Source organism: Massilimicrobiota sp. An142 (assembly GCF_002160725.1).
GTDB lineage: Bacteria > Bacillota_I > Bacilli_A > Erysipelotrichales > Coprobacillaceae > Allocoprobacillus > Allocoprobacillus merdigallinarum.
Genome location: NZ_NFLD01000053.1, coordinates 1 through 10,744, shown reverse-complemented (window position 1 = coordinate 10,744; position 10,744 = coordinate 1). Strand labels below are relative to the sequence as shown.

The window sequence follows — 10,744 nt, the reverse complement described above, 5'->3', positions numbered from 1 at the left end:
AGACTTTATTATTTAGTGCTTACAAAGAAAAACAAAAATAAAAGAAAAATCGTCATCACACAGGTGTGATGACGACATCAAACAAGTAATACTATTCGATTTTTAAAGTGAAATATTCAAATTTTATTAAAATTTATTAACTAAAATAATTTTTCATATATATGATAAACTTTTTCATCAAAAAATTAAAAAGGTTTATTTCGTGATTGTTTCTCTATATCATTTCAATATCATGATTTAAACCTTTTTATATTTAAATCATGGAAATTTAAAAACTAAAGATTTTTTCAATTTAGTTACTGATTTAACTATAAAAATCTATCAATTTTATCGTTTAATAGATCATTTGAATTCTATTCTATTATATTCCAATAAATATTGCCTATTAACTAACATATTTATTCAGGAAATTAAACTATTTATCTTTTCCAATATAAAAAGTAAATACATTTTATTCTATTGTAGAGAACTATCACTTTGAAATGATGCTAAAGTATATGTTATTACTTTATGAATTTTCCCTCCCCTTTTTTGTTTGGTTGTATAACATAATAAAAACAATCAATATATTATAATAAATCAAATATGGATATAAATATTCATACCACTTACGCAAATAAATTACCACTTACACAAATAGTATATAAAGAAGTATTTGTTTATGATAAAATTTTTATAGAAATAAAAGTTTAGCTATAAAATTATAAAAAAACACTTTCCATGGTAATTGTTTTTCATTGATTTTTTAACATTATTTAATCAGTTACAATAAATTTAAATAATGAAACTGCATTAAAATATATTTTACTATTTTTTGATAAAAATATTTTTAAGTGAAAGTAAATATGGAACATAATAACAACGAATAAAAAGTTTTTTAAACATAACTAAAAAAATCGTTTAGGATAATGCTATATGAACGAAAATAGTATATCTTTTATAAAATCTAGTTAAATGTTCTTCACTGTTTGCTGATTATTAAACACCATTATTATATGCTTTAAATTATCATTTTATCATAATTTATTATGTCGAACTAGAATATAAGTTTTTACAATTTAGATTTTGAAAAAAATATATGTACTCTATTCCTTAATCACGCTTATAAAATCACTTGATCATATAATTTAAAAATCTGTCAATTAAGATATACAAGTGAAGGTCAAAAACTTCTTCATTCTATTTATAGTTTATAAATTTGCATAAAATTAAAAACAAAAGGAAGGATTTTTATGAAAAAAATATATCATGTAATGAACCAATATAATTATTATATGTCTAATATCATTTTTAACATTATAAATATTGTATTAGTTATTTTCTTATATAACTTTGGTTTTTTTGGTGAACAAACAGAAAATATATATGAAATATTACTAAGTTTTGCTACATTCAGCTTTTTTATTCCAATATCTATTGCATGCGCAATAATAGTACTTATTACATTTATAACATATTTAAAAAATATAAATGAAAATATTAAGAAAGATATTTCTATAGAGTTAATAACTTATAATATCATTTTTATTCCTATCATAATAGCATTATACTTTGCTATGTATTATGTATGGACTACTTTTATTGGTAGCGGTTGGTTTTGTGCATTTATTTCAATTTTTGCTAGTATGTTCTTATTTAACTATTTATATGTTATGCATTTTTATAAGATTATAGATCGTATATTTGTACATTGAATCAAACTATTAATTTAACAGTAACTAAATAAATCACTATTTATGAATAATTGTAAATACTTCTTAAAGCTCCTTTGTAAAGTTGATTTTATAGTTATTGCAATGTTAACTTTAACAAAAAGTACAGTTTGAAGAAACTGAGGTTTAATCAATGATTTCTTTGCGAGGGAAGAATCACTTTTTGTTAAAATTCCCCATTGTTCTTTTTGTGCCATTTTTTTAAAATTATATTTCGTTATATCTACTGGTTCTACTAATAAACCTAAATCCACAATGCCTTTATCAAGATTATTTTTAATCGTATCAGAATTAGCTGTAATAATTTCAAATTTAACCAAAGGATTATCTTTTGAAAAACGACTTACTATTTGAGATAAATATTTCACTCCTAAAGCTTCTCCACAGCCAATCGTTATTAAACCTGTGATATGCTGGGCATCATGATTAAAATCTTCTTTTATTTTTTCTTCAATTTGTATCATCTCTTGTGCTCTTTGTCTAAAAAGCATGCCTTCACTTGTGAGTTCAATGCTATGTTGTTTTCTTTCAAATAACTGAATGCCTAATTCATCTTCTAATTGAATTAATTGTCTTGATAAAGTGGGCTGTGTAATATGAAGCAATTCTGCAGCCTTTGTTATATTTTCTTCCCTGGCAACCATTAAAAAATATTTTAATACTCTTAGTTCCATGTTGATATCCCTTCTATAAAAACAATAAACAAGAAGCTTATACTTCTTGTTTATAGTCACCTTAAATCTATTATTTTTGAGCCATCATTCCTACTAAACGATGAGGTTGATATGGTTCTTCCAAATAGGCTTTTTCTTCATCTGTTAGTTCTAATTCAGTTGCTTTCACAGCTCCATCAATATGATGAAGTTTTGTTGCGCCAACAATAGGTGAAGCCACTTTTGACATTAACCATGATAATGAAATTTCAGTCATTGACACATTGTGTTTTTCAGCTAATTCCATAACTCTATCAATAATGATTCTATCTTGTTTTTCTGTAGCATCATATTTGCCTTTGGCATAGCTATCTTCCTGCATTCTTTTTGATTGTTCTCCTGGATGTTTAGCTAATCTTCCTGATGCCAAAGCACTATATGGTGTCATAGCAATGTTATCTTCTTTACAAAGTTTAGCCATTTCACGTTCTTCTTCTCTAAAGATCAAATTATAATGTCCTTGAATGGAAATAAATTCTTCATAACCTTTCGCACGAGCAATGGCATTAGCTTTCGCAAGCTGATAAGCAAAGCAGTTTGAAATACCGATATATCTTACTTTTCCTTCTTGAATCAATTCATGTAATCCTTCTAATATATCTTCAATAGGTGTATGATCATCCCAAGAATGACAAATATATAAATCAACATAATCCATATTCAAACGTTTTAAACTGGCTTCTAAACAATTTCTGACATGTTGCTTTCCAGAAATACCATTTGCAATTTCTTCAGGTGTTCTTGCTGAAAATTTAGTCGCAATCACAACATCTTCTCTTCTTGCAAAATCTTTGATTGCTCTACCTAAAAATTCTTCACTTGTTCCTCCCTGATAAGCCATCGCTGTATCAAAAAAGTTAATACCATTATCTAGCGCATACTTTATAATTTCTCTAGATTTATCTTCTGGCAAAGTCCAAGAATGCATTCCCTTTGTTGCATCACCAAATCCCATACATCCCAAACATACTTTTGATACTTTTAAATCACTATTTCCCAACATTGTATATTTCATATATTTGACCTCCTTCAAATCAATGTTTTTATCTTTCCATGTATAATCATCCATTCATAACTACCGTCCAGTCATCAAAATATTTTCATTCTTCATTTATATAAGACAACTATTAAATAGATATATTCATATATATCATGGCTATCTCGACATCTATTATATTATTCTTTCTTACATAAAAAAACAATTTACAAAGATTTTATAAAGTCTATATATTGACATTTTTTATAAAATGTCTACTTAAATTCTTTCTAAAATCCTGTTGCACTGTTATTCTATTCTTTACTATCAATCTATGACATCTTTCATGAAATATAAATATAGACGAAAAGGATTAAAAAATCATTTAATCCCTTCTATCAATTCTCTTCATCAAGTGATAATGTCACAGTGACATTTCCTTGACCAAGAATTCCCATCAATTCACTTTTAGAAATTCCCTGTATTTGACCCAATTGAGTAAAATTCCATGTATTAGGTCGATAATAAATGACAAACATATGTCCTAAATACAAAATCAAATCACAAGCTTCAGTTGTTATGCTTTGATCATTGGTTGGTAAATGGAATCCCAAATCACCTACTTTTTCCATGCTTGCATAATCTTCCATTTCAATTGTGATTGAGCCATTTTGAAGCTTTTCTTTTAATGCTTTTGTAGAAGAATTATCAACCAATGATGCCTTTAAAGTTTTTTCACCAATCTGAATCATCATAATTATCAGCTTCTTTTTACTTTTCATTCGATATTATTCTATTATTTTCATTCAAAATCATTTCATGATATATTTATTCAAGATATGCTTCAATTTCTATTGTCCCTGACATATCTTCAATATATTCACTTCCTGAAATGGCTTGTCCTAGTTCATAAAGACCACTGGCACTGCCAAAATCTTCATAAAACATGACTACATTTGTCCATGGTTCATAATAGGCTAATGTTCCTGTTACAGCATTAGCACTCACTGCATCTGTCATTGTTAAATCAACAGGTGGATAAAATATTTTTTCATTATCACTATAATTTTCTACTTCAATAGTCAGTGGTAATTGTTCATATAATGAGTTTGCTGCTTGGCTATCGTTTAATTCAAAAATAGTGATTTGTCTATTCGAAGTGACACTGATTTTTTTAGACTCTTTTGATGTCACATCTTGTTCAACAGTTTCCTGATGATCCTGAGTTTGTATCGTACTTGTACGATTTGGTTCTGTCTGATTTTGACAACCCCATAGAAAAAAACACATCACTAAGGATAATACTATTTTGATAATATTTTTCATACTAACCCTCCCTTATTTCAACTTTGAATCATCTTAATTAAAAACAGAATGATATCATTCATTTGTTAATAAGAACTTTAAATCCAACATAAATTTCAATATGATATATTTATTGTTTAGTTTTCATTAGATAAATAAAATAATCCAATATATCAATAGATTTATAACAAGTATGCGCTTTTTCCAATAAAGTCTGTCGATATCTTGTCAGCATATCTATTCTTTGTGATAGGGTACTATCACCTTCACTTATATATTGAATATACTTTTTCATATCCTGTATACTCATTCCTCATTTTTTAAAGTCATAAGAAAACTAAGCTTTTGTATGTCTTTTTCTTCATATATCTTTTTTCCATTTATTTGTTTGACTTCATCAAAAAAACCTTGATTTTCAAAATCCTGAATACAGTCAATAGGAACATTATATGCTAAACTGATTTCATTGATATTCATTGTTTCACCACCTTATCAATAAGTATTTCTACATATTTTACTTAACTGCTATTCGTTTTAATAATTGGTTTCCTATCAATGAAAATGTCACCATAATCAATAAATAATCCAAGTAAAAACGAAGTTTCAATTCTGAAAAATCAAAGAACTTAAATTCAGTCATAAAGAACATATCTTGCCACATTCTTCTTTGATAAAAGACAAACAAACCACAAACGAGAACGGCTATCATAACTATATGGAATATTTGATGATGTCTTATATATAACGAACTTCTTTTCAATTTTGCCATCATCGTATTGAAATGAAATCCAATGTGAATAGACATCACAATATATAGCCATGATGAAGAAACCAGATGCACTGTTCTTCCTAAAGATGTTCCTCCTAGATCTATAAAGCTTAGGACATCTCTTGAAATCATAAAGCCACTTACAGCAGTCCATATCATAGCAATGAATAAACATGTATTGATGACGATTTGAAAGATTCTTACTGGTGTATATTTTCCTTTAAACAATGTTGTATACCATTTTCTATTCCAAATATGATGCCATATAAATAACAGACATAGGATGACTCCAAGCCACTCATGTACAAAATTTGACCATAGATGATACCCCATCACAACAATTAATAATATTGTCATGATGATATCTAAAATGATTTTATTCTTTTTCATCTAATCAACCATTCCTATATCTGATAACCATTGATTGACATCATCTTGACAGCTATCTGTATCAGGGCGATAAACACCAAATGCATCTAGCAGTGTACTATGAGGTAAAGCATCCTGTAAGTCTTCAATACTTCTTCCCAGTCCACCTGTCCCATGTGCACAAAATGGAATAATAGTTTTGTTGGATAAATCATAACTTTCGATAAATGAGAAAATGGCCATTGGACATGAAGACCACCAGTTCGGATAACCTAAAAATATAACATCATATTCATCCATATTTTTGACTGTATCTACAATTGTAGGTCTTGTCTGTTGTGCAAGTTCGTCTGAAGCACGATCTAAACATTCATCATAGTCACTGGAATAAGGTTCATCTACAATAATAGAAAACATATCTCCACCAACTTGCTCCTGAATAAAATGTGCGACTTTTTCTGTATTACCTGGTGCTAAAACACTGGCTGATGTCGAAGCATCAACATCTACACTTGATGGATCATCCACATGTGTATTATCTGCCCATGTAAAATAAGCAATCAATATTTTTCCATCTGAACTTATCGTTTCGTTAGGTACAGAAACACTCTGTTGTTCATTAACCTTTGATACATTGTCATTGCTTTGACATGCACTTAATAGACATACACAAAATACGAATAAAAGGCATTTAATTTTTTTCATATCCTTCCACTTCCTTTCTAACTACATCTTATCTAACAAACAACCATATGTCTAATACTTATCAATCATATTGAGCCATGCTTATAAAGCATTTGTAAGTGTAGACTCTCTAATCGTATCCATACCTCAAATAAAGATATTTTACTCATTACAAAAAATTCCAAAAATAAAAAGAGTTGAAAATTATCAACTCTCATCTAGGCTTTTATTGCAAAGTATTAAGATTCTTTAGTAAACCCTTTTTCCTCTAAAGCTTTTTCTAAATCGCTTAATGGATATGTTCCGTCATCATTATATTTTTCTGGGTCTAATCCACAATTAATATGAATATAATCTTTTATTGTAGCATTATCAATTTCTTGTAATTCGTATGCTGATTCTAATATAATATTTTTATCATTTTTAGAAATACTCATTTCAACTCCTGAATTTTTATTATATTCATCTACTAGTGTAGCTTTATTATCCTCATACAATTCATTTACATAAGTCGTTGAGGCTTTAGAATAATCATATTCTGATTTCATCTGTACTTCATGTACACTATCATTAATAAAAATAATACTTAATTGATATTTATTTGTTATATCAAACCACTCATTTGTTTCACTATCAATATCTTCAGACTCTTCTGTCATAACATATGTTACACTTTCAGTATTATTTTGTGTTTCATTATCTATATTTTCTGACGAATTATTAGAACAACCTACTAAAGCAATGCACATTATTAATCCTGCTATATAAAATATTTTTTTCATTCTATACCTCCTACCACTCAGATAAATTAGTACCTAAATCTTTATTTAATCCTTCAATACAACTTCCGTTGTCTAATTTACAATTCTTATTTAAATCATCATATCCGCTATAATGAATTAACTTATAACCATCATGATAAATTGATTTCTCATTAGACAATAATTTGCTTAACCATACTTCCTGACTATCTTCATCATATCCAGAAACAATATCACATGATTTCATATAATCGTAATCTGTACTTGTATCTGTAACTTTATCAAAATCGATTTTATCTGTACATAGAAAAGCTCCTTTTACAACAGGAATTCCGCCATTACCCAAATAAGTAATTCCACCAGATACTGAAAAACCATTCTTTATGTAACTAAAATTTTTAGATTTAGGAATTTTAATCGAATTAACTTTATCACCAAATTCAGATATATCTTGATCGCCCATTTCAAAATATGACTCATCAACTTTCTTTCCACCGTTCATTTCACTTAAATCATCAAAAGTATAAAAGTCATAATTAGCACAACTTACAACTTTATCGTTTTCAACATAAAGCATAAGTCCATCCCAAGTGTTATTACCATTTTCATCTAGTTTTGTTAAACTATATATACCATTATAACTACTATCTCTTTTTGTTTCTATTTTGTATGAATCATCATTATAAGCATTTCCTGATTTATAATCAGACCATAATTTATATCCACCAAAAATAATTCCAAAAAATAAGACAACTCCTACAATATCAGATAATATCTTCTTAACAGTCGTCTTTCTTTTTAATCTTTTTACAGCTTTATCATATTCCTTACCATGAAGATTGCTGATATCTTCTCTTTTCACATATCCTTACCCCAAATATATATTTTATATCTATATCATTTTATTTCAGTATTATGTTTTCTACACTTTTATCATACAAAATCGATATTATATTCTTTAACTACTTATAATGATTATTTGCAATTAACTGCACTTTATGCAATTGAGGTGGTGCAGATGTCTTCGACTTCCGGTGTTTTTACATGAGAATAATCATATAGCAGTGTAAAAAAAGACTATTTCATATGATATGTATAATTTTTTATTACACATGTATTATACCATAAACGCAAACTTTTCTCAATGCAAAATTTGTGAAATGCATAAATTTGTTTTGGATATTTCGACATAGATTGATGATGTTTGTTTTTTCTTATTTTTACTATAATAGCTGGTATAGGATATTGGGATAGATTGTTGACAATGTTCAAGAATGATAGTAATAATAAAATCAGAAAACAATATAAAGGCTTTACCTATTCGGGAATAATAACCCAAATAACCTATGGGAGCCATCTCAAAATACTGTATTTATATAACAAAGAGGAGGAGTAAGTATGAAGACGGATATCAAATATAAACAATGTGACGATAAACTTCTAAAAGAATATAAAAAACGTGGCGAGATTAGTCAATTTCCATATGGATGTTTGTATGGAATCGATACGTATACACTTTATTATTATAGGGAATCTGAACCCAATATTCCAATAGCTTTCATTTCTTTAGCATTAGAAGGAGAATCACTTACAATTTATGAATTTGAAGTTGTTAAGTCTAAGCAAAGACAAAGAATTGGACAATCCATCATCTCAGATATTCAGCAAAACGGAATCAATTTGATTAACAAATATTTTAATTCAATTAACTTAAATCCTTCAGACAAAGATGCATATGAATTCTGGGAAACTTGTGGTTTTGAATCAGAAGATAAAGAAACTATGATTTGGGAAAAGAAATAATGAAATAGTTGTTATTGTTATAACTTTCACCGTCATAAAAAAATCCCTAAAAAATGAGACAAATCGAACTTTTAATAAAACTTCTGATTGAATAGTATGGAAAACGAGAAATTTTTAAAATATTTACTTCATTTACAGATTTTTTTGGATTCATATTATAATTAAAACACCAACCCTTCTTCGGTTGGTATTTTTTATTGGCCTAATACTTTCTTAATTCTTTCCATATCCTCTTCACTTAAAGTATTTTCTTTTCCTGAAGATAGAATTGTCTGAATCAAATTACCAGAATGAGTAAAAACAACATCAGAATTTACAAAACATGTGCTTGATGTATGAATACATATCCATCAATCCAACAATGAATCTGATTTTGTTTTAAAATCTGTGACAGTATATATGTTTGTCTTTTTACCTGTTTGATAGGGTTTTTTATAGAATCTTGATAATGGTTTCCTTTTCCTGATGTTTTAGTGATTTTCCATTCCCTATCATCTTCATTACCTTGAATATTGCCTTTATAATTCTTCGTTTCAACAATAACAATCCCTTTGTTGCTTAAAATAAGATTGTCTATCTCACTTCTCTGACCTTCATATTCAATAGGAATATTAGATAGAATAGTATAGTTTGAAGGTAGGTTTTCTAATACATTCTGTGTTCTTGCCTCTCCTTGAATACCACTTTTTAATCTTTGATATGGTCTTTGACAAAAATATATTAAAGCTGAACCAATAACCATGAATATAAAAGCAATAGGAAGATTTGACTTTAATTGGCTTGATTTTTCAAATTGAACATACCACTCATCGCTGCCTAAAGGAGCAGTGACACGTCCAGCAATAAAACTATATAAAAAATATATAACAAATATTGTTACACAAACATAGCCTATAACCACTCCAAATTTTAGATATTTAATTTTTGATTTGTTATCCATTTCTATCCCTATCTTTTCAACATCATAATTATATAAAAAAACTTTTGCTCAGTAAATACAGAATCTAATTTAATTATTATTCTTAAATTTTGTCTTAAATGTATAAACATGATAAAATACTAGTAATAGTGGTATACCGCTGGAGTGATATATTTGAAAGCAATATATTTAGAAAGGAAAGATGGATATATGTCATTTAATCACGCAATGCTCAATGAAGAATTAATGTGTTATGAAACGGGAAAATACTATCAAAATTCATCATGCTTTTTTATATTAAAACAACTAAAATACATCAAAAAATCTTATAGATTATTAAAGGAGTATTTATGTTAAAAAAAATCATCATTTCTCTATTAGGTCTATCGTCAATATTAAGTCTCCTGTTTCTTTGGTTTTGCTCTTGGAGATTAGATTTATACGTTGAGAATAAAGATGATGATTCTTTTTTTCATTCCACTCAAATAAAAGGATATGCCAGGGGATTAGATGAAGCTAAGTTTCAAAGAAGTCAATATAATGAAAAAGATTTGCTTATTTTATTTCGTGATTGTGATATATTTCAATATCCTCATATTTATTATGAAGACACGATTTATTTAAAAACATCTGCATTACATTATTCATTGCATGATGCAAACACTTATGCACAATTTTCAATTAGCGGAAAATATTCCCAAGAAAATCAAGATGAATTTGAAAAACTGCAACA

Annotated in this window: 14 protein-coding genes; 3 read left to right on the top strand and 11 right to left on the bottom strand. The window is 27.6% G+C overall.

Features of this window, described 5'->3' with window-relative positions:
• Positions 1–1,232: 1,232 nt before the first annotated feature.
• Positions 1,233–1,694: a hypothetical protein gene (locus B5E87_RS14155; protein WP_087245961.1), complete on the top strand. Its 462-nt coding sequence runs from the start codon at positions 1,233–1,235 to the stop codon at positions 1,692–1,694.
• Positions 1,695–1,708: 14 nt separating this feature from the next.
• On the opposite strand, the gene B5E87_RS14150 is transcribed toward B5E87_RS14155, so the two are convergent.
• From B5E87_RS14150 to B5E87_RS14110, 10 genes are all read right to left on the bottom strand, one after another.
• Entirely contained in the window at positions 1,709–2,386 is a 678-nt protein-coding gene (locus B5E87_RS14150; protein WP_087245959.1) for a LysR family transcriptional regulator, read from the bottom strand.
• 70 nt (positions 2,387–2,456) lie between these two features.
• The gene (locus B5E87_RS14145; RefSeq protein ID WP_087245963.1) at positions 2,457–3,440 is read right to left on the bottom strand and encodes an aldo/keto reductase; all 984 of its coding nucleotides are present in this window, start codon (positions 3,438–3,440) and stop codon (positions 2,457–2,459) included.
• A gap of 359 nt (positions 3,441–3,799) precedes the next feature.
• Positions 3,800–4,183, bottom strand: coding sequence for a cyclophilin-like fold protein (locus B5E87_RS14140; protein WP_164483559.1), 384 nt, complete (start codon positions 4,181–4,183; stop codon positions 3,800–3,802).
• A gap of 46 nt (positions 4,184–4,229) precedes the next feature.
• Entirely contained in the window at positions 4,230–4,727 is a 498-nt protein-coding gene (locus B5E87_RS14135) for a cyclophilin-like fold protein (RefSeq protein WP_087245955.1), read from the bottom strand.
• 109 nt (positions 4,728–4,836) lie between these two features.
• A complete protein-coding gene (locus B5E87_RS15135) occupies positions 4,837–5,001 on the bottom strand; it encodes a MerR family transcriptional regulator (protein ID WP_158095631.1) in 165 nt (54 codons plus the stop codon).
• An 11-nt stretch (positions 5,002–5,012) separates the two neighbouring features.
• The gene (locus B5E87_RS15130; RefSeq protein ID WP_158095630.1) at positions 5,013–5,183 is read right to left on the bottom strand and encodes a MerR family transcriptional regulator; all 171 of its coding nucleotides are present in this window, start codon (positions 5,181–5,183) and stop codon (positions 5,013–5,015) included.
• 37 nt (positions 5,184–5,220) lie between these two features.
• The gene (locus B5E87_RS14125) at positions 5,221–5,832 is read right to left on the bottom strand and encodes a DUF4405 domain-containing protein (protein WP_158095629.1); all 612 of its coding nucleotides are present in this window, start codon (positions 5,830–5,832) and stop codon (positions 5,221–5,223) included.
• A 33-nt stretch (positions 5,833–5,865) separates the two neighbouring features.
• The gene (locus tag B5E87_RS14120) at positions 5,866–6,549 is read right to left on the bottom strand and encodes a flavodoxin (RefSeq protein ID WP_087245949.1); all 684 of its coding nucleotides are present in this window, start codon (positions 6,547–6,549) and stop codon (positions 5,866–5,868) included.
• A 218-nt stretch (positions 6,550–6,767) separates the two neighbouring features.
• On the bottom strand, positions 6,768–7,310 hold the full coding sequence (locus B5E87_RS14115; protein ID WP_087245947.1) for a hypothetical protein: 543 nt from the start codon (positions 7,308–7,310) through the stop codon (positions 6,768–6,770).
• A 10-nt stretch (positions 7,311–7,320) separates the two neighbouring features.
• On the bottom strand, positions 7,321–8,151 hold the full coding sequence (locus B5E87_RS14110) for a hypothetical protein (protein WP_087245945.1): 831 nt from the start codon (positions 8,149–8,151) through the stop codon (positions 7,321–7,323).
• A 536-nt stretch (positions 8,152–8,687) separates the two neighbouring features.
• Between B5E87_RS14110 and B5E87_RS14105 the strand changes: the two genes are divergently transcribed.
• Entirely contained in the window at positions 8,688–9,092 is a 405-nt protein-coding gene (locus B5E87_RS14105; RefSeq protein ID WP_087245943.1) for a hypothetical protein, read from the top strand.
• A gap of 313 nt (positions 9,093–9,405) precedes the next feature.
• On the opposite strand, the gene B5E87_RS14100 is transcribed toward B5E87_RS14105, so the two are convergent.
• Positions 9,406–10,032, bottom strand: a complete 627-nt coding sequence (locus B5E87_RS14100; RefSeq protein WP_087245941.1) for a nuclease-related domain-containing protein — start codon at positions 10,030–10,032, stop codon at positions 9,406–9,408.
• A 329-nt stretch (positions 10,033–10,361) separates the two neighbouring features.
• On the opposite strand from B5E87_RS14100, the gene B5E87_RS14090 reads away from it, so the two are divergent.
• Positions 10,362–10,744: hypothetical protein (locus tag B5E87_RS14090; RefSeq protein WP_143746914.1), on the top strand; the 383-nt coding region annotated here is incomplete at its 3' end.